The 22,282-nt window shown below is 37.0% G+C and carries 23 protein-coding genes; 12 read left to right on the top strand and 11 right to left on the bottom strand.

The genetic code is table 11. The annotated features are described in order from the left end of the window. Positions 1-36: 36 nt before the first annotated feature. A complete protein-coding gene (locus AC3RVF_RS02615) occupies positions 37-549 on the bottom strand; it encodes a phage tail protein (protein ID WP_489690189.1) in 513 nt (170 codons plus the stop codon). A gap of 20 nt (positions 550-569) precedes the next feature. Next, entirely contained in the window at positions 570-1,121 is a 552-nt protein-coding gene (locus AC3RVF_RS02610) for a hypothetical protein (protein ID WP_489692668.1), read from the bottom strand. Positions 1,122-1,382: 261 nt separating this feature from the next. Here AC3RVF_RS02610 and AC3RVF_RS02605 point away from each other — a divergent pair, with 261 nt between their 5' ends. The 8 genes from AC3RVF_RS02605 (at position 1,383) to AC3RVF_RS02570 (ending at position 9,437) form a co-directional block, all read left to right on the top strand. Continuing rightward, positions 1,383-2,471 (top strand): sensor histidine kinase, encoded by a 1,089-nt coding sequence (locus AC3RVF_RS02605; RefSeq protein ID WP_489690191.1) that lies wholly within the window; start codon positions 1,383-1,385, stop codon positions 2,469-2,471. Positions 2,472-2,476: 5 nt separating this feature from the next. Then, positions 2,477-3,811, top strand: coding sequence for a sigma-54-dependent transcriptional regulator (locus AC3RVF_RS02600; RefSeq protein ID WP_489690192.1), 1,335 nt, complete (start codon positions 2,477-2,479; stop codon positions 3,809-3,811). Between the two features lie 428 nt (positions 3,812-4,239). Next, the gene (locus tag AC3RVF_RS02595) at positions 4,240-5,535 is read left to right on the top strand and encodes a Glu/Leu/Phe/Val family dehydrogenase (protein WP_489690193.1); all 1,296 of its coding nucleotides are present in this window, start codon (positions 4,240-4,242) and stop codon (positions 5,533-5,535) included. Positions 5,536-5,624: 89 nt separating this feature from the next. Continuing rightward, a complete protein-coding gene (locus AC3RVF_RS02590; RefSeq protein ID WP_489690194.1) occupies positions 5,625-6,041 on the top strand; it encodes a GreA/GreB family elongation factor in 417 nt (138 codons plus the stop codon). A 31-nt stretch (positions 6,042-6,072) separates the two neighbouring features. Further along, positions 6,073-6,453: a hypothetical protein gene (locus AC3RVF_RS02585; protein ID WP_489690195.1), complete on the top strand. Its 381-nt coding sequence runs from the start codon at positions 6,073-6,075 to the stop codon at positions 6,451-6,453. Positions 6,454-6,482: 29 nt separating this feature from the next. Then, a complete protein-coding gene (locus tag AC3RVF_RS02580; protein ID WP_489692667.1) occupies positions 6,483-7,616 on the top strand; it encodes an NAD(P) transhydrogenase subunit alpha in 1,134 nt (377 codons plus the stop codon). Then, positions 7,574-7,915, top strand: coding sequence for an NAD(P) transhydrogenase subunit alpha part 2 (locus AC3RVF_RS02575; protein WP_489692666.1), 342 nt, complete (start codon positions 7,574-7,576; stop codon positions 7,913-7,915). The genes AC3RVF_RS02580 and AC3RVF_RS02575 overlap by 43 nt, the downstream gene beginning before the upstream one ends. Positions 7,916-8,048: 133 nt before the next feature. Next, positions 8,049-9,437, top strand: a complete 1,389-nt coding sequence (locus AC3RVF_RS02570) for an NAD(P)(+) transhydrogenase (Re/Si-specific) subunit beta (protein ID WP_489692665.1) — start codon at positions 8,049-8,051, stop codon at positions 9,435-9,437. Positions 9,438-9,452: 15 nt separating this feature from the next. Here the strand turns inward: AC3RVF_RS02570 and AC3RVF_RS02565 are convergent, their stop codons facing one another. The 3 genes from AC3RVF_RS02565 to AC3RVF_RS02555 are packed head-to-tail and all read right to left on the bottom strand — an operon-like array spanning position 9,453 to position 12,490. Further along, a complete protein-coding gene (locus AC3RVF_RS02565; protein WP_489690199.1) occupies positions 9,453-10,394 on the bottom strand; it encodes a YeiH family protein in 942 nt (313 codons plus the stop codon). 44 nt (positions 10,395-10,438) lie between these two features. Next, positions 10,439-11,557 (bottom strand): mechanosensitive ion channel family protein, encoded by a 1,119-nt coding sequence (locus AC3RVF_RS02560; RefSeq protein WP_489692664.1) that lies wholly within the window; start codon positions 11,555-11,557, stop codon positions 10,439-10,441. A gap of 33 nt (positions 11,558-11,590) precedes the next feature. After that, positions 11,591-12,490: a DMT family transporter gene (locus tag AC3RVF_RS02555; protein WP_489692663.1), complete on the bottom strand. Its 900-nt coding sequence runs from the start codon at positions 12,488-12,490 to the stop codon at positions 11,591-11,593. 274 nt (positions 12,491-12,764) lie between these two features. Between AC3RVF_RS02555 and AC3RVF_RS02550 the strand changes: the two genes are divergently transcribed. After that, on the top strand, positions 12,765-14,855 hold the full coding sequence (locus AC3RVF_RS02550; RefSeq protein ID WP_489690202.1) for an amino acid carrier protein: 2,091 nt from the start codon (positions 12,765-12,767) through the stop codon (positions 14,853-14,855). A 58-nt stretch (positions 14,856-14,913) separates the two neighbouring features. Here the strand turns inward: AC3RVF_RS02550 and AC3RVF_RS02545 are convergent, their stop codons facing one another. The 5 genes from AC3RVF_RS02545 to AC3RVF_RS02525 form a co-directional block, all read right to left on the bottom strand. Further along, positions 14,914-15,330: a DUF2141 domain-containing protein gene (locus AC3RVF_RS02545; protein WP_489690203.1), complete on the bottom strand. Its 417-nt coding sequence runs from the start codon at positions 15,328-15,330 to the stop codon at positions 14,914-14,916. A 43-nt stretch (positions 15,331-15,373) separates the two neighbouring features. Continuing rightward, complete coding sequence (locus AC3RVF_RS02540; protein ID WP_489692662.1) at positions 15,374-15,901, bottom strand: DsrE family protein; 528 nt, start codon at positions 15,899-15,901, stop codon at positions 15,374-15,376. Between the two features lie 35 nt (positions 15,902-15,936). Further along, positions 15,937-16,752 carry an META domain-containing protein gene (locus AC3RVF_RS02535; protein WP_489692661.1) on the bottom strand — a complete coding sequence of 272 codons (816 nt, stop codon included), beginning with the start codon at positions 16,750-16,752 and terminating at the stop codon, positions 15,937-15,939. Between the two features lie 206 nt (positions 16,753-16,958). Then, positions 16,959-18,113, bottom strand: a complete 1,155-nt coding sequence (locus AC3RVF_RS02530) for an MFS transporter (protein WP_489690206.1) — start codon at positions 18,111-18,113, stop codon at positions 16,959-16,961. Between the two features lie 42 nt (positions 18,114-18,155). Continuing rightward, on the bottom strand, positions 18,156-18,932 hold the full coding sequence (locus AC3RVF_RS02525; RefSeq protein ID WP_489692660.1) for a TrkA C-terminal domain-containing protein: 777 nt from the start codon (positions 18,930-18,932) through the stop codon (positions 18,156-18,158). 242 nt (positions 18,933-19,174) lie between these two features. Between AC3RVF_RS02525 and AC3RVF_RS02520 the strand changes: the two genes are divergently transcribed. Then, on the top strand, positions 19,175-20,743 hold the full coding sequence (locus tag AC3RVF_RS02520; protein WP_489690208.1) for a serine hydrolase: 1,569 nt from the start codon (positions 19,175-19,177) through the stop codon (positions 20,741-20,743). Between the two features lie 8 nt (positions 20,744-20,751). Here the strand turns inward: AC3RVF_RS02520 and AC3RVF_RS02515 are convergent, their stop codons facing one another. Next, positions 20,752-20,967, bottom strand: coding sequence for a PLDc N-terminal domain-containing protein (locus AC3RVF_RS02515; RefSeq protein ID WP_489690209.1), 216 nt, complete (start codon positions 20,965-20,967; stop codon positions 20,752-20,754). A gap of 211 nt (positions 20,968-21,178) precedes the next feature. Here AC3RVF_RS02515 and AC3RVF_RS02510 point away from each other — a divergent pair, with 211 nt between their 5' ends. Further along, entirely contained in the window at positions 21,179-21,631 is a 453-nt protein-coding gene (locus AC3RVF_RS02510) for a Na(+)-translocating NADH-quinone reductase subunit F (protein WP_489690210.1), read from the top strand. A 41-nt stretch (positions 21,632-21,672) separates the two neighbouring features. Next, a complete protein-coding gene (locus AC3RVF_RS02505; protein WP_489690211.1) occupies positions 21,673-22,251 on the top strand; it encodes a GNAT family N-acetyltransferase in 579 nt (192 codons plus the stop codon). Positions 22,252-22,282: the final 31 nt, after the last annotated feature.

Raw genomic sequence — 22,282 nt, 5'->3', positions numbered from 1 at the left:
TTTGGGGAGCAACAGCATCTTTTTAACAGATTTATTCTAGTTTCTAGATGGAAAAATACCTACTAAGGCTATACAAAAGTTTATTCCTAAATACGGGTCTCTAATTCCGAATGGTTGATTACCGCCAGTGTTTCCACTCTGTGAAGCTCCCATAGTAATATCGGAAGTGCTTCCAAAGGCAGTGGTTCCATCTCCTGCAACATAAGCTCCGGTAGGATCGTCAGAATTTCCTTCTTCCTTTCCGCCAGGTGCAACAATGTGATTGTGAGATGGCAATTGAGGAGTCGTGAGCGTGTGATTTTCTGCTCCACCTCTTTCCCCTAGGGTAATGTTACTCAGTCCAGGTCCTGAGCCGAACTGTAACCCAGTTCTTCCTCTAAGATCAGGTAAAGCAAAAGTCGTTCTGCCATCGCCACCGTATGTTGTGCCTAATAATGAGAAGAGTGCAGTATTTTGTGAAATGGCCAACAATTGTCCATTACAAAACGCCCAACCGCGGGGCGCAAAATTAAATCCGAATGCCTGAATTTGTCCTATAAATGGTTCCATATTAAAAATATTTAGTTAGTTTAAATTGATAGATTAAATTGAATTGTAGTATTGTTTAAAAACTCAGTTTTCTTAGGAAAAAGTTTAGCTCCTAATTTTTGATTTCTTTCCCAGTGTTCCCCAGTTATATGAGCTCCAGAACTGCTAAACAATAGTTCGGTAAAAGTTGTATCTTCTAAACTCGAAACTTTAAAATAAATTCGTGTGGCTTTCCCTTCTTCTTTATTGGGGAAATCAGTTAGAAACTCATAACGACCTTCATCATCTGTTCGAAGTTTTGCACGATGTCTATATTTACTAGAATTTGGCGAAAGGTGCCACACTTCAACCAAAGCATCTTTTAAAGGAGTAACCCCATCTTTTTGATAAATGGTTCCTTTAACTGCAATTGTGTTAGTATTGAAAATACCAGTTCTTAAATCACGTGTCGATTCGGCGTATGGATTATATCCTGCATAAGGATTTTCAGAAGTTGAAAAAGCGCTTGATATTGCCGGAGTTAATATTGCGAGTCCAGTAACGGCAATGGATGTATTGCGCATAAAGAGTCTTCGCGAAGTAGTTTCTTTCATAATTTGATTATTTGGTTTTAACTGAAATCTTATTTGAAAAAGAGATTTTAGTTAATTAAATCCGAAAAGCAGTGTTAAAAATTGTTATTACTGCAAGTTATTACAAAAAATTTAATAATACGTACGTGGTGCCACGTAAATTTAACAAATATTAAAGATTTTGTATTTGATAATCAGATTATAAGCTAAATGGCAAAAACGAAAATGAGTAGATTTTCTCGAAATTTTATTTGATACCTTTGAAAAAAGATTGCAGGAAAAATGACACTGGAGAAAAACCTAAAAGAACGCATAAAAGAGCTTACATGTTTATACGAAGTTTCGTCCATTATCGTAAATAACGATTTTAGAGAACTCGACAAAACACTGTATTCAATAACCCTCAGCCTTCGCAAATCTTTGCAATACAGTAAATTTGCATCTGTTGAAATTAGCGCAGAACCCTTCCATCTTATTTCTTCTACAATCTCAAAAAAAACGGTGTCGATTGAAAATGATATTAATGTTTTTAACGAGCCAAAAGGCTTTATCAAAATTCATTATCCAGCAGATAAATTCACTAAAAAAGATTTCTTAACCGAAGAAAAAAAATTACTTAAAAACGTGGCCATTAATGTGGGCGATTTATTAGAACGTGTTTCAATTCGTGAAAATGAAGCCGTCATAAAACGAAAAATGGAGCATGCAGACCGTTTAAGTATATTGGGTGAAATTACTGCGGGAATAGCACACGAGTTAAACACACCTTTGGCAAATATTCTAGGATTCGCCGAGCTCCTAAAGATTAAAGAATCTGAAAATAGCCAAACAAATCAAGACCTTGATAAAATTATAAACAGCGCCATTTTCTCACGCGAAGTAGTGAAAAAGTTAATGTTTTTTGCCTGCGAAATGCCGCAGAACTTGGGGCAAACAGACATTGTACCCGTAATAAACGATGCGCTAAACTTGCTGGATCCAACCTTTAAAAAGAACGAAGTAAAATATAAACTTAAGCTGCCACAAGATTCCGTTCTGCTAAAAGCCGACACCATTCAGCTAACGCAAGTAATTTTCAATTTAGTGCTGAATGCCATTTACTTTTCACCTAAAAATGGTCTCATTGAGATTAATTTAGAAGAAACAAAGAAAAACGTAATCCTGAAGATTTCTGACGAAGGCCCGGGTATTTCGGCTGAAAACGTTCAGAAAATATTTCAACCTTTTTTCACAACAAAAACCGTGGGAGATGGCTCCGGGCTGGGACTTAGCGTAGTGCACGGCATTATTCGCAGCCATCGCGGCACGATTGATTATCTGCCCAACAATCCCACAGGTGCCATTTTTATTATTACTTTTCCGAAACAATAAAACAGATGCTGCAAAAGGAAAACATATTAATAGTAGATGACGACATCAACATTTTAGAGTTGATTCAGCGCCATCTCCATTCATTAGATTATCACACCTATAAAGCAGTTTCCGTGAAAGAGGCTGTCGCTATTTTACGCGACACAGAAATAGATTTATTAATTACCGACCTAAAAATGCCCGAAGTGGATGGTTTTCAACTAATCCAATTTGCTTCAGAACATTACCCAAATATGCCCAAATTGGTGGTTACAGGCTATCCTTCTGTACAAGATGCACTTTCAGCAATAAAATCTGGCGCGGTAGATTATTTAGTGAAACCGTTTACCAAAGAAGAATTAAAACAGGGCGTGCTGAAATCGCTTTCAACAAGATCTAAGAAAAAGACTTTAGCTGAAACTTCGCTTCACGGTGGGCAGGCCGAAGCAAAAAAATACAACGAAATTATTGGCGAAAGCGACGCTATTAAAGAGGTAACCCAAATAATTGAACGCGTTAAAGATAACAAAGCCACCATTTTTATTAGTGGCGAAAGCGGAACGGGTAAAGAACTTGTGGCTCGCTCTATTCATTATAACGGTAAGTTTTCTCGCGCACCATTTATTGCGGTAAACTGTGGCGGCATTCCCGAAAACCTTTTGGAGTCGGAGTTATTTGGTTACGTAAAAGGCGCTTTTACTGGAGCCAACGATAATCGCGAAGGCTTCTTTCAGGCTGCCGATGGTGGAACTATTTTTTTAGATGAAATAGGAAATGCTTCTCTGGCAGTGCAATCCAGACTATTGCGAGTTTTGCAAGAAAAAGAGGTAATGAAAGTTGGTGATCGCAAAACGGAAAAAATAGACGTCCGCGTAATTGCTGCAACAAATAGCAATTTAAAAGAAATGATTGCAAAGGAATCCTTTCGCGAGGATTTATATTATCGCTTAACCGTTGTAGAAATAAACGTGCCCCCTCTACGCGATAGAAAAGAGGACATTCCATTACTGGCAGATAAATTTCTCTTTAAATATGGCAACGAATACAAAGACCGCTATATAACTATGGATCCTGAGGCACAGTCGCTTTTGCAGCGTTACGATTGGCCCGGAAACATTCGCGAGTTAGAAAATGTAATTCAGCGCGCAGTAATTATGTGCGACCGCACCATAGGTGTTAATGATCTTCCTGAAACACTAAAATACCAAATAGATTTTCCAGACGACGGCTTACTTCCCTTAAAAGCAATGGAGAAAAAATATATTGAAAAAGTACTCGCCGCAACGGCTAATAACCAAACCAAAGCCGCAGAAATCCTCAATATAGACCGAAAAACCCTCCGTGGAAAAATTAAGGATTAAGAACTAGTCTTTTCAAAAAACCTATCAACTTCAACGTCGATTTCGATTTCGATTTCGATTTCGATTTCTTAAATGTGGGTAATTTCTCCCCATGGCGGAAAAAACTCCCCAACTACTTCATCTTCAAAAAATTCGCTAAACATTAATAATCTACTGACTTTCAGTTAATTAATAATGTTTACAAATAATTTGGCTTTGATGGCACATCCCTTGCCATTAGGAAAGCCAAACAATAAGTACCTATGACTGCAAATCCTATAAACCCATGTCGTGAATGTGCACACGCTTCCTATTGCGTGTTAACTCACAATCATGACATGGTATTTTCTTGTAGCGAATTTGAGGAATTGCAACAACAAATTCCCAAACCGCTTATGAAAATTAGACAAAGAGAACAAGTATTGGCAACTATTTAAAATAATATTAAAATGACAAATACACAAACCGTGGAGAAACCGCAACCTGTAAAAAGAGGAATGTTAGACAATGTGTTGGAGCAATTCAACCACGCTGCCGACAAAATAAATTTGAACCCAAACGTTCGCAAAATTCTTAGCATCACAAACACTGAAATTATTATTCACTTCCCAGTTCGAATGGACAATGGCGATGTTGAAATATTTACAGGTTACCGTGTGCAACATAACAATGCACTTGGACCATACAAAGGTGGGCTTCGTTACCACCCAACTGTAGATATTGATGCAGCACGTGCGTTGGCCATGTGGATGACTTGGAAAACATCTTTAGCAGGTTTGCCTTACGGAGGTGCTAAAGGAGGCATCCAGATTGACCCTTCAAAATATTCAAAAAATGAATTGGAACGTATTACACGTAGATTCACTTATGCTTTAGGTGAAAATATTGGCCCAGAGCACGATATTCCCGCTCCAGATGTAAATACCAACGACCAAACAATGGCTTGGATTGCAGATACTTATATGAGTACAAAAAGCACTAGCGAGCGTTCTAAAAACCAACACGTAGTTACAGGAAAACCTGTAGGTAGCGGTGGGTTAGAAGGTCGTGACCGTGCCACTGGTTACGGAGTGTTTTTGACCATTAAATTCTGGTCAGAAAAAAATAACGAGAGTCTTGACGGAAAAACGTTTATCGTTCAAGGTTTTGGCAATGTGGGCTATTGGGCTGCACATTTCCTTGAGCTTGAAGGTGCAAAACTTGTGGGTGTACAGGATGCCTTCGGAAGTGTTCAAAATAAAGAAGGAATTAAAGTTGAAGATCTTTTCAACTATGGAATTGCAAATAAAGGTAGCATTGTTGGTTTTCCAGAAGCTACTGCTATGGACGGCAAAGAGTTTTTTGCCTTGGATTGCGATATCTGTATTCCTGCAGCATTGGGCAACCAGATTACAAAAAATAATGCACACTCAATAAAAGCTTCTTTAGTTGCTGAAGGCGCCAATGGTCCAACAGATGTTGAAGGTGAAAAAATATTGATGGAGCGCGGAATAACAATTATTCCAGACATTATGTGCAACTCGGGTGGCGTAATAGGAAGTTATTTTGAATGGCTTCAAAACCGTAACGGAGAGCTTTGGCAACTTGATGAAATATTAGAGAAACTAGAGAAAAAGCTACGAACAACCTTCAAAAAGGTTACCGCTTATTCCGAAGAAAATGACGTGGATATGCGTACGGCAGCTTTCAGCATTGCTATAGAGCGCATTGAAAAAGCTTATATCCTAAGAGGTATTTTCCCATAATTAATTAGAACCCGTAAAGATGGAACATCCTTCCACAATTCCTTCAGTTGAAAGGGTGTTCCATCTTTAATAATAATGAAATAGAAACCATGAAATATGGAAATTTGATATTAGAGAAAAAAGAGTACGTTTTTTTAAAGCGATTACTGAATGTAACTGGCTATTATAAAGACGAAAACACCAAAGTTTCTCTTAAAAAATTAAGCGGGGAGCTAACTAGTGCAATCATTTATGACCACGAAGAAATGCCCGCAGATGTAATTCGCTTTAACAGCAGGGTTACAGTAGAATCTGGAACATGGCAAACAGAGTTTCAGTTGGTCATTCCAACTGAACGCGATATTGCCGCAAATAAAATTTCAATATTAGCCCCAATGGGTTCGGCCGTAATGGGCTATGCCGAAGGCGATGCCGTAACATGGAATTTTCCGAACGGCACCAAAGAACTAAAAATAATCAGCGTTAATCAAGCTGAAAGACCTATTGATATAGACGTACTCTTGTAGTATTTATCATTAAAAATATTTATTCAACATCATGCAAATTTATAATCACGATTCCCCAGAAGCAATAGCCTTTAAGAACAATTACATTGAATTGGAAAATTGGATTGAGCATCTTAATTATATCGAAAAAGAAATAATCAATCTGTTGAATCTTGGAAGAAAAGAACTATCGAATGTCTTTAATTCTCAGAGCATACTCGATAAACTGGATCGTGAAAAAGAAGTAAACGCTGCTGCTATAGACGCTTTTTTAAAATATAAACTAAGCTTGCCGAAAGCCGCAGAATGTGAAGATGTTGCTTGCGATATGTTTTACGTAGCTGAACACGAGAAATTTAGAAAAACATATTCGGCGCATTTAAAGAGATACAGAAAAGTTAAGGAAGCATACTTCGCTGTATTAAGTAAATAATAAAAGGAAAACAATTTCAATAAAAATTTATGAGCGAGCAGCCGCAGCCCAAGACAATAGGAATCCTTAAAACCCCAGACGATCCGCGGGTTTGTTTGTTGCCCAAAGAAGTTAAAAGACTTACCGGGGAGTTAATGCTCAATGTTCTTTTTGAGCCAGGGTTCGGCAGTTCGCTAGAAATTGAAGACGAAGAATACGTACTGGCAGGCGCCACTTGCCAATCTCGTGAATCAATTTTTAAAAATTCGGATACCATTGTATCCATAAGTCATACTTTTAGCGAAGTGGAAATGAAGGGGGGTTGTTGCTTCATTGGTATTTTCAATCCCCTCTTTCATGATTCTAAATTCGCTATTTACAAAGAATATGGCGCTACTGTTTACAGTTTAGATCTTCTACCGCGAACCACTTTAGCGCAATCTATGGATGTGCTTTCATCTATGGCTTCATTAGCTGGTTATAGAGCGGTAATAAAATCTTCAGAAATTTATAACGGCGTTTTCCCAATGTTTACAACAGCAGCCGGAACGTTAACACCCGTAAGGATTTTAGTTCTCGGAGCCGGAGTTGCAGGTTTGCAAGCTATTGCCACTGCTCGTCGTTTAGGCGCAGTAGTAGAAGCTTTCGACGTACGTAAATCTGCCGGAGAAGAAGTGCGAAGCCTCGGTGCAACTTTTATTGAAGTAGAAGGTTATACAGAATCTTCAAATGCTGGAGGTTATGCTGTGGAGCAAAGCGAAGAATATCAAAAAAAGCAAAAAGAGCTAATTCACAACCACATACGCTCTGCCAATATTGTAATTAGTACTGCAAATATTCCAGGTAGAAAAGCACCACTATTAATTGAAACACGCTCGGTGGAAGCGATGCAGCCCGGAAGTGTAATTATTGACTTAGCAGCCGAACAAGGCGGAAACTGCGAACTTTCAATAAACAAAGAGATCATAAAACACAACGGAGTTACCATTTTAGGAAACTCAAGTCTTTCAGCGGAAATACCTGCTGCAGCCTCAAAATTGCTTTCAAATAATTATTTCTCGTTTCTGAAATATAAACAGAAAGCAGAAAGCGATGAAAATGATCCATTATTATCTGCATCGCAAATTATGAACGAAGGCGAATGGACGCACCCACATTTTACAAAACAACTACAACCAGCTTAATTATGGATTTTATAAATCAACATATTCAAGAAATTTACTTTGTTATTTTCTGTGTCTTCATTGGTATAGAAGTAATTGCCAATGTTCCTGCTATTTTGCACACGCCGCTAATGAGTGGCGCGAATGCTATTAGCGGCGTTATTTTAGTAGGTGCAATTATTGTTATGCTTCGAGTACCAGCAGACGATTACCTCAACCTCACTTTTGGTGGAATTGCGGTATTTCTAGGCACCCTTAATATTTCGGGAGGATTTTTTGTTACGGGAAGAATGCTTAAAATGTTCAGTCCAAAAAAATAATTCCTCAGCTTATTGATTCAATTCTGAAAGATTTAAAAACATAAGACGCCTCACAAAAATTAGTGTCTTATGTTTTTGGTCTTTTTAGATGTTTCAATTTCCAATAAAAACACAACTTCAGAATAAAACAACCATGTACGCAATCATCGAAGTAGGTTATTTAATTGCAACTCTTTCCTTTTTGGGAGGATTAAAATTTATGAGTTCCCCTAAAAATGCAAAAACAGGAAATTTAATAGCAGCAATGGGAATGGTGCTTGCTGTAGTATTAACCTTTGTAGCCGCTGTAACAGCAACCGTGCCTTATACCAATTTAATAATTATGCTTTTGGCAATTGCCGTTGGCACTGTAATTGGCAAACGACTTTCAGACAAAGTAGAAATGACGGGAATGCCGCAATTGGTTTCGTTATTTAACGCAACTGGTGGTGGATGCGCCATGCTTTTAGGATTGATGGAAGCCAATCAGATGGATATTACGACCGCAATTCTGGGGAATAAAATTTTACTTATTGCAGGTTTAATAACAGGTGCCGTTGCCTTAACAGGTAGTATTATCGCCGAGCGAAAATTAGCCGGAAAAGTAAAAGACAGACGGAGCAAAACAGTTATTTTTTCGGCAAGAATACTTTTAGGATTGATGGTATTATTACCAACGCTATATTTCTTCGGAATAATCCCAATTAGTTTTACAGGCTTTATGTATGCTTTGGCAGCAATAGCAATGATTTATGGGGTGCTTTTCGTGCTTCCTATTGGCGGCGCAGATATGCCCGTTGTAATTTCACTTTTAAATAGTATTACTGGTATTGCAACCGCATTAGCAGGATTTGTGTACGGAAACAAAGCGATGATTGCCGGTGGTATTTTTGTGGGCGCAGCAGGAATCTTGCTCACGCTTTTAATGTGTAAAGCAATGAACCGTTCGCTGTTTAAAGTACTTGCTGGAACATTTAAAAAGAGTAAAAACGGAGCAGTTGAAGAAGAGCAGGAAATAAAAGAAATTAGTATTTCTGAAACAGCGATGTCTCTTTCCTTTGCGCAGAAAGTGGCTATTGTTCCGGGTTACGGACTTGCAGTCGCCCAAGCTCAACACATTTGTGGACAACTTCAGCAATTGCTAGAAAAACGAAACACCGAAGTAGATTACATAATTCATCCAGTCGCTGGCCGTATGCCTGGGCACATGAACGTACTTCTTGCCGAAGCAAACGTAGACTATTCGCGCTTAAAAGAAATGGACGAAGGCAACGAAAACATGGAGCAGTACGATGTGGTTTTGGTAATTGGAGCTAACGATGTTGTAAACCCTGCTGCCGAAAATAATCCTGACAGCCCTGTTTATGGAATGCCCATAATTCGCACCTATGAAAGTAAACAGGTAATCGTTATGAAACGCAGTATGGGTAAAGGCTACGCTGGTGTTCAAAACGACCTTTTTGGGTTGGATAATTGCAGTATTCTTTTTGGCGATGCGAAGGTTTCTTTACAGGAAATTGTAAATCAGTTGAAGTTGATTTAATAATACTGAAAGTTATTACAGCGCCAGAATCACTAAAATAGCACTCACAGAAATAAAAATCCACAAAGAAAAACCTAGAATCATAGGTTTCCAGCCTGCCGATTTTATTTTATCCACAGAAAGTCCGGCGCCTATTAAGAAGAGTGTAAGCACCAACAATGATTTCGAAACACTTGTAATTCCGCTGGTTAAAAATTGAGGAATTGGCAAATAGCTATTCAAAATAATTGCCAATATAAAAAGGAAGATGAAATATGGAATTTTCACACTTTTACCTTTTCCTTTAAATAAAAATACAGAAAGTATTGAAAGTGGAATTATCCAGAGCGCTCTTGCGAGTTTTACGGTTGTAGCCACTTTTAAAGCTTCTTCACCAAAAGTATAAGCCGCACCAACCACAGAACTAGTATCGTGAATGGCAATGGCACACCAAAGCCCAAACTGATGTTGGGTCAAATCTAAGAGATGACCCACAGGTGGAAAAACAATTAGCGCGATAGAATTCAGTAAAAAGATTACACCCAGCGAAATTGAAATATCTTTTTCTGAAGCATTAATTACAGGAGAAATTGCGGCAATTGCGCTACCACCACAAATAGCCGTTCCCGAAGAAATGAGATGACTGCTTTTTCGATTCATTTTTAAGAGCCTTCCCAAAAAATAACCGAGAATTAAAGTAGCAGAAATTGAAAAAACTGTGAGTAAAAAACCGTCTTTTCCAGCGGCAAGTGTTTCTTTTAGATTCATTCCAAAACCCAAGCCTACAACTGCAATTTTAAGCAACCAGTTTACCGCTTTGCTATTTAGATTTATAAATGGATGACCTAAAAAATAGGAAAATAAAAATCCGCCCACTAAAGCTACTGGACTGCTTATATAGCCCGATATACAAAGCACCATTACGACTATAAATACTATTTTTATAATAGTACTTTTATCGCTGTCGCTATTTTTCATTGTAATGTGTGTTTAATTTCTAAAATATTTCAAACCACAAATTTTCAACTTTCTTGTTTTTTACTTTTGAATACATTTTCATCTTTAAAAACAAGCGTTCTATGCGGATAGGCGAGATCTATTCCTTCAGCTTCGAAACGTTTTTTAATAATTTCCAGCAAATCGCATCGCATATTAAATGCGTCGTCATAGTTTTTTGCCCACGTCCAAGCACGAACAGTTATTGTAGATTCATTGAGTGAAATAAGTGCCGTACGCACCTTCGGTTTTCCGTCTAAAACATCTGTTGCCGAACGATTATCAATAATCAGTGGATGTTTTTCACATGCTTCGCGCATTATTTTTTTAGCTAAATCTAAATCGCTTTCGTATGAAATTTGAAACTCGATTCGTTCGCATATTTTCATTTCACCCAAATCATAATTAATAAGTTTCTCTTTATTGATTATTGCGTTTGGAATAACGATCATTTTATTTTCAAAATTGCGAATTACAGTATGCCGCAGCGTAATATCTACAACGGTCCCAACCATATTATCGGTTACTTTAATTATATCGCCGATCTTAAAAGGTTTAAATGAAATAATAAACACACCACCCACTAAGTTTGCAAGGGCTTCTTGTGAGGCAACCCCAGCGATAAGAGCTATTACTCCTGCGCCTCCAAGGGCAGTTTGCGCTACTCCTTTTAAAGAAGGAAATGCCAGGAGCGCAAAGAGTACTCCAGTAGTATAAATGCCGATAACAGCAATATATTTAAGGAATTTAAAACTTGTAGGATCTTCAAGATTTTGCGTTTTTCTTTGAATACTCATCTTAAACCAAAGGTTCGAAGAAGCAGCACCAACAATGGTAGCTACTGCAACGGTTCCTAAATAAAGAATGAGATTAAAATTATGCTGAAGCACACTATATTTTTCTTCATTTACAAAAAGGACGCTTAAAGCTATAACACCCAAAACCACCCAAAGAGCATTTAGAATTCGTTTTACCAAATGAATTGCTCTGGGCTTTTCGCCAGGGTATTTTTTGTTCTCTTGAATTATCCACCATTTGTGAATCAGGTTGGTAATAAAATGTAAAATTATTACGGAACTAATTACAACTAATGCATAAATAACATCGGACTTATATTCTTCAAAAAAACTCATTATAGTATCCATATCTTTAATGTTCAAGCTACTAATTATAAATATTTAGCGATGCACAATTTCACTTTTATTCTTTTTTTCGCGTATTAAATAAATACCCCATAATATAAGTAATCCACCAATTACATACCACAAACTAAATTTTTCGCCATCCAATAAACCCCAAATTACGGCGACTAGTGGCAGTAAATAAGTAACAGTACTTGCAAAAACTGCCGACGTTTTCTGTATTAATTTATAATATAAAATTATGGCAATTGCGGTTCCTAAAATGGTTAAAATACTTAGATAACCCAGTGCTTCCCAAGTTTGGGGATTGGCAGTAAAATCTTTGAAAAAACCTGAAAGAACCAATATAAGTAAAGAAGGCAACATCCAGACAGAAAAAACTGCTCCCGAAAGTTTTACGGATGGAATATGCTGAAGTTTTTCTTTTATAATTAATCCAGCAACTGCATAACAAGCCGTTGCTAAAACCACCAAAAGTGCGTACCCAAGTTTCGATTCTTCGGATGTAGTTTCAGAAAAATACATGAGCAATGCAGCGCCAGAGAAACCAATTATTGCTCCAAAAACTTGCAGCCATTTACTCTTTATTCCAAAAAGGAAAAAGCCTAAAACCAATACGAACATGGGCACCAACGAATCTAAAATTCCAGCCATCGAACTACTTACACGCGTCTGTGCAATAGGAAAAAGATACATGGGCAGAAAATTCCCGAAAAAACCCGTCAAAGTTACCCACATCAATGTGTTTTTATTCATTTTCCTAAGCGCAGGAAAACCAATATAAGCTAGTAATAAACCTGAAATTCCAACGCGAAAAGCTCCAATTTGATAAGGCGTAAAAACAAGGAGTGATTTCTTTATTAAAATGAAGGAACTACCCCAAGTAAGCCCAATTATTAAAAGCAGGAACCATTTATTTTCAAAAATTTTTCCCATTTATAAAAAGGTATTATTTAGCAATCGTTGAGGCAATAATTGAGTGCACAAATTTAAGTCTTTTATTTCTGCGACTGCGCTAAACTGTTTATTAATGCGGACAAATGCCGCACTAATTAATTTGAATATAATGGACTAATACACTTAGAAAAGCAATAAAGTTATCATTACATAAAACCCTCCAAGCCGAGAAACTATCGAAATATCTAGGAAGGCTTTATTCTTATCCTTAAATTGTAATTTTCCACAAAAAATTTTTAAAATAAACAGATTAATGGTAAAGACCATCCTATTCTTTATACTTCCTTTCTTATTGGTAACCAGCGTCAATGCTCAAACACCAACTGAATCTACGGATGAATTATCGATTAGTATTACATTGAATAACCCTTCAACTGAAATCAACAATGGAACTGCGCAAGTTCAGGTTGAAGGAGGAAAACCTCCCTATAAATATAAATGGACCAATCCAAGCACTTCATTAAATTCCAGCCGAGCAAAAGGTTTAATAGAAGGAATGGAGCATTCGGTTATTATAACCGATGCTAACAAGAATACTGTTTCACGAACATTTACAATTCCTGCAGAATCAATTGTCGAGATTTTTAATAGCAATGTACAACCAGCCGTGGATTATTTAGGTGCTATTTTATTTTGGGATCCTTTTGCTACCTCTGGTATTTACGATCCAGTAGTTTATATTTCACAGGAAGATATTACACTCCCACAATCCAGTAAAGCTGAAGAACAATACCGACTGAAGGAATGGCTTTCTCCCGATGGAGCATTGGTGAAAAAAGATCAAGAAATTTTGCTCTTAGAAAATGATAAGGGGCAAACAATAGTATATTCGAAAAACGATGGAAAACTTCAGCATATTATTGAAGAAGGCACTCCTGTTGTAACAACTTCAGGCGGAGCCAAAGCAGATGATGAGGTGTTGCTCGGAAGCATTAAATTCGATAGCCCACAAGCATTATTACACCCAAATGGAGATGAGGTTACAAGTACAATCCCGTTTATCGTTATTTGGTTAATTTTAGGTAGCATCTTCTTCACTATTCGTTTAAAGTTTGTCAATATTCGTGGGTTTAGACACTCAATTGATTTGGCAAGAGGAAAATATGACGATCCTAATGCACCGGGAAGTATCACCCACTTTCAAGCGATGGCAACAGCTGTATCTGCAACAGTGGGATTAGGTAATATTGCCGGAGTTGCAGTAGCAATTTCTTTGGGTGGTGCAGGGGCAACATTTTGGATGTTTTTAGCTGGTTTTTTCGGAATGTCTTTAAAATTTGCTGAATGTAGCATGGGTGTGAAATATCGATTTATTGATAGCGATGGCCGCATTTTTGGTGGTCCCATGAATTATTTACGCTACGGACTTGAAAAACGAAATCTGAAACGATTAGGAAAATTTCTAGCTGCATTTTTTGCGATTTTAGGAATAGGAGCTTCTTTTGGAGGTGGAAATATGCTGCAGTCTAATCAAGCATTTAAAATAGTGTCTGAACAAATACCGATTCTGCAAGGACAAGGTTTTTGGTTTGGAATTGGTTTCGCAATTCTTGTGGGAGTAGTAATAATTGGCGGTATAAAAAGTATCGCTAAGGTTACTGAACGAGTTGTACCAATTATGGCAATTTTGTATGTATTGGGTTGCTTGGTAGTAATTGGATTTAATTTTGGAAGCATTGGAAGCGCTTTTACTGCCATTTATGACGGCGCTTTTTCTGCAGATGCTTTAAAAGGTGGATTTATTGGTGTGTTAATAATTGGTTTACAACGTGCAGCTTTTTCTAGTGAAGCCGGCGTTGGGTCGGCAGCAATTGCACATAGTGCCTCCAAAACTAATAATCCTATTGCAGACGGATTTACTTCTTTAGTAGAACCTTTTATCGATACTATGTTGGTTTGTACTATGACCGCTTTAGTATTAATCTTTACCGGAAAGCACGATGTAGGTGGAGGCATGGGAGGCGTAGAACTTACTTCTGCCGCGTTTGGAAGTGTAATTTCGTGGTTCCCTGTTGTATTGGCAATTGCCGTGTTTTTGTTTGCATTCTCTACTATGGTTTCTTGGTCTTATTACGGTATGCGCTCTTGGACCTATTTGTTTGGGAGAAGCAAGAAAGGAGAATTACTCTATAAAATATTGTACTTGTGCTTTGTAGTTTTAGGAGCTTCAGTAAGCCTAGGCGCCGTACTTAGTTTTGCCGATATGATGATTTTAGCAATGTCATTTCCAAATATTATAGGATTATACATTCTATCTTCAGAGATAAATACAGACATGAATATTTATTGGGAAAAATTGAAACAAGGCAAATTATATGTTAGCGCTAAGTTTGCCAAAACTTGATAGTAGATTTTAAATGAAAAAAAGTAAGGCGTTAAAAAACCGTACTTCATAAAAGCGATTATCCTCTCAATTCAATTTTTAAAGTTTTGTTTGAATCCAAATAAAACTCACAATCTTTGAATGTAGGCGCAGAAAACTTAGGATGAAAATTGTTGGAAAACCCATAGGGCTCCTTGGGAATACCCATAAAATTACGATTGCATTCTCCATCATCATTTTCATCGTGATACATAGAAATTGCGTAGCTACCCTTTGGAAGATCTTTAAAGGCTACAGTGTGAGATTTAGCCTCGACTTTCACCGAAATAGTTTTAAGCGCTTGACCTTCTTCTAAAAAGCGCTGGTTGGAATTAAAAATTGCAATTTCTAAAGTTCCTTCAATATTTTCAATATTCGTAACATTGATAGTTAGTGTATTGGTATCATTGGGTGGACTTACAATAAGAAAGTAAAGTATAAATAGAAAGTAGTTCATTTGTAAAATTTTAATTCGTTCGGTTCAGGTGATGCTAATATACTTAAAACATGACCACATATCCTTGCATTGAAAATGTAGGAATATCGATAATTGCAGATAAGGTTAGTTTTGTAAAAGGGTTCAAATCTATATCTGGATTTATTTTGTGTGCTGCAGCTGCTTGACCGCATAAATGAATTTGGACGCCATAATCAGTAAGTTTTTCCATTAACTCAAGATTAGGGTTGCTCTTAGCCATTTTTTTCGAATAAACTTTATCTGAAAGAGTTACGTTAGTTGCGGAACCGCTTATAACAGCAGCGATATGAATATTCTCCTTAGGCACTCCATCGTTTTCTAACAGGTTTATAAGTCGGGCTATTTTCCAAAGAGAAACGTTTACGCCTTCGCGCTCTTCATCTGTTGTAATAGCAAAAAGCACTTTGTATTCTAATTTTGGGTCTGGTTTAATTGCAACATTTTCGTAATCAACAATCTTTCCATAGCCTTCAATTGTTGGGGTTTTCCAATCTTGTGCGTTCATCTGAAAACACATTATCAATAATAATAACAAAATATATTTTTTCATACTTACTGATTTAAAGGTTGAAATTATAAATTTTTTCAATTAAAATAGACCGCTTCAAATACCGCTAAGGGCGCTCTACGGCCTACATTAAGTGATAAGGTATCGCCATTTATTGTGTAATTGTCTGCCAATTCAAAAACCTTTAGAAATTCAGATTCATTAAATTTTAAATCTGGACAAGCCATCATCGTTGTAGCCATTTGTAAAAAATGAATTCTGTTTCCAGCTTCCAAAGTATAGGCACCCATAATGCCGTTACAACCGGCAAAACCAGTAACCCGATTTTCATCGGTTTTCAGCATAAAGTATATTTCTTTAGCTTGATTATCTTCCATTTTTACTTCCTGACCTTCCAAAGTTTTAAGTTTCCAATATTTTTGGGTTATGGGTTCTGAAACAACTTTAGCATTTTTGAATACTGCAAGTGGCGCTCTTTTTCCCACATTTAACCCAAGTTTGTCGCCCGTAATGTTATAATTATCAGCCAAACTAAAGATTTCTAAAAATTCCGATTCACTAAAAGCACTGTCTGGGCAGGCCATTTTTGTAGCTCCCATTGCCGAAAATTTAATTCGGTTCCCAGTTTCGAGCGAATAAGTTCCAAAAAAACGATTGCAGCCAGAATAACCAGAAATACTATTTTCATTGGAATTTAAGGTAAAACCAATTTCCTCTCTGTCCTGTGGAGCGTCAATTTTTTGACCATCTAAAGTTTCTAAAATCCATTGAGTTTCGGTAATGGTTACTTTGTCCATTTCATTGTTGTCATTGATTTCCTTATTCTGAGTAATTCCACAGCCGTAAAGTGAAATTGCCGCAAGCGCAGCTGCAAAAAGATTGAAATTCATCATTTTATATTTCTTATATTTAAATTTAAAGTGTCTTTTTTCGAAATCATTAAAACATACACTCAGCAAACTAAGCTTAATATTTCAAAATTAATCTTAGTGAAAAGCTAAATTAAAGTGAAGGTTTTAATAACGCTTTAGCCGTTTTGCACGAAGTGAGCCACAATTTTAGTAAAGCCCCTTTTTTGAAGAAATTATAAAAGCTTTCACTATTTACGAAACAATAAGTGCGCTGCAAGAATGAATAATGAAAGAGATATTCCAAGTACAGAAACACCAATCCACGCGTATTCTTGCCAAGCTAATGCTCCCAAAGTGGTACCCAAAGCGCCTCCAATGAAAAATGAAACCATATAAACGGTATTTACTCTATTCCTACCTTCCGGATTTTTTGAAAAAATGATATTCTGATTCGTTATGTGAAGCGCTTGCAATCCTAAATCTACTAGTACTACGCCAACTATTAAACCAAAAATAGAGTTTCCCGAAACCAGAAAAATAATCCAAGAAACAATCAGTAAAAGCGAAGAGAAAATAATGATTTTGTCTTTGTTGAACTTATCGCTTAATTTTCCAACTACTGTGGCTCCCAGCGCGCCGACAATTCCCAAAAGGCCAAAAAGCCCAGTAATAGTACTGCCATAGCCAAAACTGTCTTCCATTAAAAAAACTAAAGTTGTCCAAAACGCACTCAAACCTGCAAAAGCCAATGCCCCTCGAAGCGCGGCAAGACGCAAAGCTGGTTCTGTTATAAAATAGTGAAAAATAGATTTTAATAAACTGCCGTAGCTTCCGGGAAAGTGTGGATTTAATCTAGGTAATTTTGCCTGCAGAATAAAAAATAACAGCACCATTAAAACTGCTGCGGCATAATAAATAACTCGCCAGCCAAATTGTTCGCCTACAAAACCACTAATAACTCGGCTTCCTAAAATACCAATTAAAAGACCGCTCATAACAATTCCAATAGCGCGTCCTCTACCTTTTTCGTCGCTAAGCTGCGCCGCCATGGGCACAAATAGCTGTGGAATGGCAGAGGTAACACCAATAAAAAAACTACTGATGATTAGTAATAGCAAACTATTAGCAGTTGCTGCGGCAATCAGCGAAAGCACCATTAATAAAAAGTCAAACTTTAAAATACGATGGTTAGAAATCTTGTCGCCCAGTGGAATAATAAAAAGCAATCCAAAAGCATAGCCCAATTGGGTGCTGAGCGCCACGTTACTAACGGCAGATTCTGTTACGCCATAGGTAACTGCAATTTGATGGAGCAAAGGCTGGTTGTAGTAGAGATTTGCTACTATTAGACCAGCAGAAATACTCATTAAATATAAAACGGGATTCGTGAGTTTGGGAGTCATTGAGTTATTTCAGAAATGCAAAAGTAAATTTTCCCAATCTAATTATTGTTCTTTATTTTCATCCCGATTCGCTTCTTGTTTTTCAATTCTTTCATTCTCCTTTTCAACATAGCGATTATGCGCCATAGTAGCCACAAAATTCTGTTTACGGGAAAATAAACTTTTAATTACATCTGCCTTTCCATATACCGTAATTACATCTTTTGGAAGAATATAAATACTTCCCGTGGGCGAACCAATATAGTCGCAACCTACACGATCTATCCCTAAAATGGTAATTCCTTCGTGACGCAAATCCAGATCTTTTAATGTTTTGTTCGCCATCCAGTTATCTTCTTCCACTTTTTTCTCGCTAATTTTATAGTCATCTTTTAAGTGAAGAACCGCTGCATAATCCAGAATTTCAAGGTCTGTGTATTTTTTTAGCATTCTATTTATAAGTTTAGATAAAGCCTTGTCTACCCACTCACTTTTTACCGCCCAATAAACCAAACTCAAGCCAACAACCACAATACCAAAGCCGTATAATTTAGAAGATAATGTATCTGGCAACACAAAGGTTAAAATCAACGACGACATTACCGTAACAATCCCCGCGTTTCCAATTAGCATTAGGTTAAACACTATTTTCCGACGTACGGGGTGATTCATTATATTTTCAGATTCTGAGGTGGTAAAGCCAGCACCAGTGTATGCCGAACGAGCCTGAAACCTCGCGCTCTGTGTAGATAGACCAGTGTGCATTAAAGCAATGGTCGCAATTTTTGTAATTAATGCTGAAAGGGCTACAACTAAAAATAAGGTTACTGCTGCTATCATATATTTATGATTTCATGGTTTTTGAATTTTTTTTGTGTAGTTGTAAATTACGAAAGTTATCGCAATTCACAATTAAATACAATTCCCTGCTTTTTGAAACTTCGCTTTTACGCTGCACAAATTCTAACTGCTTTAACAAAAGTATGGGACGAATTTATGATTGCTTTTCAATTCACATTACAAAAAGTTATAACTTGTTCCGCTCTATAAAAGCTGATATTTCTACAATTCAAATTATTATTATGAAAACTCTTTCACTCAAAACAATTGCCCTCCTTTTTACTATTTTCTTTTTCAATTTACACGGAAAAGCGCAAGTTTTAAGTAGCACTCAAATTGACAGTTTGGTGCAGAAAACCATGAATACTTTCGACGTGCCCGGGATGGCGGTTGCGATTTTAAAAGATGGAAATATTTATCATAAAAACACTTATGGCGTTCGCTCTTTAAAAACGAATGCCGAAGTAAACGAAAACACACTTTTTGGCGTGGCTTCAAACACGAAGGCGTTTACAACCTCAGCACTCGCTCAACTTGTAGATGCAGGTAAGTTAGCTTGGGACACCAAAGTAACCGACGTAATCCCTGAATTTAAATTAAACGACGCCTATGTAACTAGCGAATTTACCGTTCGCGATTTAGTAACCCACCGTAGTGGATTAGGGTTGGGAGCTGGCGATTTGATGATTTTTCCGGCAAATAATACAACTACCAAAGCCGAAATGATCCACAACCTTCGCTATCTAAAACCTGTGTCTTCTTTCCGCTCAAAGTTTGATTATGACAACCTACTTTATATTGTAGCTGGAGAAGTTGTGGCGCGAGTTTCAGGTGAAAATTTTGACGATTATATTACAAATCATTTCTTTCAACCTTTAGAGATGAATCGCTCTTTGCTTTCTATTCCAGCCATTGAAGCAGATAAAAACCGCATTGATGGACACGCTCCCGTAAATGGAAAACTAGAAGTAACGGGCAATACTTTTACCCAACTCGCAACGCCAGCTGGCGGCATTTATGCCTCAATAACCGATATGAGCACCTGGGTGCAAGCGCAGTTAAATGACGGAAAATATGGCGAAAAATTAACCGATAGTCTTTTCAGCAAAAAAGTACATCGCGAAATGTGGACTCCGCAAACGCTTATAAAAAGTGGTAGCGGGCCGTACAACACTCACTTTTCAGCTTATGGATTGGGCTGGTTTTTAAGCGATGTAAGTGGCTATTTTCAAGTAACACATACGGGAGGATTATTGGGAATTGTAAGTCAAGTAACTTTAATTCCTGAGTTAGATTTGGGAATTATCGTACTCACAAACCAACAAAGTGGTGCGGCTTTTACTGCAATCACCAATTCAATTAAAGACGGTTATTTCAACATAAAAGGTGAAGACAGAATTAAGCAATACAACGAGCGCCGTTTGGCTGGTGAACGTAAAGAAGACAGTATTACCAAGAAAGTAGAAGCAGATATAAAAGCCTTGCTGAAAAACAAATCGCCAAAGCCGAACACAGCAAACGTAGTTGGTACCTACCAAGATCCGTGGTTTGGCAAAGTAAACATCAGCGACCAAAACGGAAGTCTTTATTTTAAAGCCGAAAAAGCATTAGACTTAAAAGGAAAAATTATTTTCTACAAGGGAACTACTTACGTAGTGCGTTGGGATGATGCTTCGTTAAAAGCTGATGCATTTGTAAATTTCAGTTTAGATACCGAAGGCAAAGCGAATGGTTTTACAATCAGCGCCATTTCCCCATTAACTGATTTCAGTTATGATTTTCAGGATTTGGAGTTTTTGAAAGTGAAATAGTTTACTAATCACTTTTTCAATCTTTGACTTTTTCCAATAAGGAAATATAGAACTGAACCAAAAAATGGAAGTAATAAAACCACCAATACCCAAATTAGTTTATTAGAGCCAGTAAATTCATTCTGAAGAATGTTAATTAAAGCTATTATAGGCAGAAGTATAAGAAATAAAAAGACTAAGATTAAAATAATCTGCCAAGGACCAATCGTTGATAGTATTATCATATATACTTATATTATTTAATTAATTGTGAAGAACGTGACACGCCTTTTATAGAATATTGTCGTGCTAATATAAATAAGAAATAGTTCATCCACAAAGAATAGACATTCCTGCATTCGCATCCCAACAATTTCCCTCCTTCCAAAAAAATTATAAAACAAACGGTTTTCTTTTCATTATTTATTAATTTCATAGGTACAAAGAACAGCGCTTATGAAAACTACAAAAAGACTGGACGCAGCCTTAGAAAAACTTTACACCGCTTTTCATAACAACACTCTAAATCCGGAGTGCTGCAAGCATTGTGCGGTGGGGAATATTTGTAATAATACCGATAGCTGGAAGCACCTCAGCGACGATCACGGCTCGCTACAATTAAACTATGTTGGGCACGTGCACGAAAAATTAGGGCGCAAATTTCACGGGTATTCGCCTTTGGAACTCCTAAATATTGAAACAGCATTCTTAAAAGGTTGCGGTTATAAACTTCCTTTAGATTATAGAAATGCTAAGCCCAAAAACCCAACTTCCAAAGAAATCACTTTTAAAGGCCTTTGTGCCGCGGTTGCGTATTTATGTTCGCTAGATGGCGTTAGAAATGTTATGGACTTTTATCCGCTTTATAAAAGTGAAACCGAGCCATCGCAATTGGAAACAATTTTATAAAGTCTTTTAAAATGGGCAATCAATAGCCTATTTTTGTTCGAATGAATACTAGCTCACATCCGAACATCCGCCCCGCTCGCCCCGAAGATTACAAACAGGTAGCGCGATTAATAGTTCAAGCTATGGAAGATTTGGCGTGTACATTTGCCAACACAGATCTTCCCGAAAACTCGTATCCATTGTTTGAATACTTCTTTCAGCAAACTGCAAATCAGTATAGTTTTGAGCATACTTTAGTATATTCGGAAGGAGCCGAAATCATGGGGTCAATAATTTTTTATGAAGGAAAGTTGTTACCAGAATACCGCAAACCTTTTTTAGAATATATCGCAGAAAAATACCAAGTGAAAAATTTAGTGATTGAAGACGAAACCAATTCTGAAGAAGTTTATATAGATACCGTAAGCGTTTCTCCAAACCATCAAGGAAAAGGAATAGGAAAACAATTATTGGCTGCAGCAATAACTCAAGCTACATCTGAAGGTCATAAAAAAATTGGACTATTGGTAGATTTTGAAAACCCTCATGCCAAAAAATTATATTTATCACTTGGGTTTAAAAGTGTAGGGAAAAAGCAGCTTGGTGATGGTATTTACGAACATTTACAACTTGATTTGTAAGTTGAATTTTACTTAAATAAAAGTCTGATTT

The sequence above is a fragment of the Aequorivita sp. IT1183 genome, assembly GCF_058068265.1.
This window is presented reverse-complemented; position numbering and strand designations above follow the sequence as displayed.

Bases quoted from the DNA above. Each gene is read 5' to 3' on its own strand.
- AC3RVF_RS02515 (WP_489690209.1), bottom strand. From the start codon at position 20,967: ATGATAATACTATCAACGATTGGTCCTTGGCAGATTATTTTAATCTTA.
- AC3RVF_RS02540 (WP_489692662.1), bottom strand. From the start codon at position 15,901: ATGAAAAAATATATTTTGTTATTATTATTGATAATGTGTTTTCAGATG.
- AC3RVF_RS02605 (WP_489690191.1), top strand. From the start codon at position 1,383: ATGACACTGGAGAAAAACCTAAAAGAACGCATAAAAGAGCTTACATGT.
- AC3RVF_RS02510 (WP_489690210.1), top strand. From the start codon at position 21,179: ATGAAAACTACAAAAAGACTGGACGCAGCCTTAGAAAAACTTTACACC.
- AC3RVF_RS02600 (WP_489690192.1), top strand. From the start codon at position 2,477: ATGCTGCAAAAGGAAAACATATTAATAGTAGATGACGACATCAACATT.
- AC3RVF_RS02555 (WP_489692663.1), bottom strand. From the start codon at position 12,490: ATGGGAAAAATTTTTGAAAATAAATGGTTCCTGCTTTTAATAATTGGG.
- AC3RVF_RS02505 (WP_489690211.1), top strand. From the start codon at position 21,673: ATGAATACTAGCTCACATCCGAACATCCGCCCCGCTCGCCCCGAAGAT.
- AC3RVF_RS02585 (WP_489690195.1), top strand. From the start codon at position 6,073: ATGCAAATTTATAATCACGATTCCCCAGAAGCAATAGCCTTTAAGAAC.
- AC3RVF_RS02580 (WP_489692667.1), top strand. From the start codon at position 6,483: ATGAGCGAGCAGCCGCAGCCCAAGACAATAGGAATCCTTAAAACCCCA.
- AC3RVF_RS02595 (WP_489690193.1), top strand. From the start codon at position 4,240: ATGACAAATACACAAACCGTGGAGAAACCGCAACCTGTAAAAAGAGGA.
- AC3RVF_RS02615 (WP_489690189.1), bottom strand. From the start codon at position 549: ATGGAACCATTTATAGGACAAATTCAGGCATTCGGATTTAATTTTGCG.
- AC3RVF_RS02550 (WP_489690202.1), top strand. From the start codon at position 12,765: ATGGTAAAGACCATCCTATTCTTTATACTTCCTTTCTTATTGGTAACC.
- AC3RVF_RS02575 (WP_489692666.1), top strand. From the start codon at position 7,574: ATGGACGCACCCACATTTTACAAAACAACTACAACCAGCTTAATTATG.
- AC3RVF_RS02570 (WP_489692665.1), top strand. From the start codon at position 8,049: ATGTACGCAATCATCGAAGTAGGTTATTTAATTGCAACTCTTTCCTTT.
- AC3RVF_RS02560 (WP_489692664.1), bottom strand. From the start codon at position 11,557: ATGGATACTATAATGAGTTTTTTTGAAGAATATAAGTCCGATGTTATT.
- AC3RVF_RS02520 (WP_489690208.1), top strand. From the start codon at position 19,175: ATGAAAACTCTTTCACTCAAAACAATTGCCCTCCTTTTTACTATTTTC.
- AC3RVF_RS02545 (WP_489690203.1), bottom strand. From the start codon at position 15,330: ATGAACTACTTTCTATTTATACTTTACTTTCTTATTGTAAGTCCACCC.
- AC3RVF_RS02610 (WP_489692668.1), bottom strand. From the start codon at position 1,121: ATGAAAGAAACTACTTCGCGAAGACTCTTTATGCGCAATACATCCATT.
- AC3RVF_RS02590 (WP_489690194.1), top strand. From the start codon at position 5,625: ATGAAATATGGAAATTTGATATTAGAGAAAAAAGAGTACGTTTTTTTA.
- AC3RVF_RS02530 (WP_489690206.1), bottom strand. From the start codon at position 18,113: ATGACTCCCAAACTCACGAATCCCGTTTTATATTTAATGAGTATTTCT.
- AC3RVF_RS02565 (WP_489690199.1), bottom strand. From the start codon at position 10,394: ATGAAAAATAGCGACAGCGATAAAAGTACTATTATAAAAATAGTATTT.
- AC3RVF_RS02525 (WP_489692660.1), bottom strand. From the start codon at position 18,932: ATGATAGCAGCAGTAACCTTATTTTTAGTTGTAGCCCTTTCAGCATTA.
- AC3RVF_RS02535 (WP_489692661.1), bottom strand. From the start codon at position 16,752: ATGATGAATTTCAATCTTTTTGCAGCTGCGCTTGCGGCAATTTCACTT.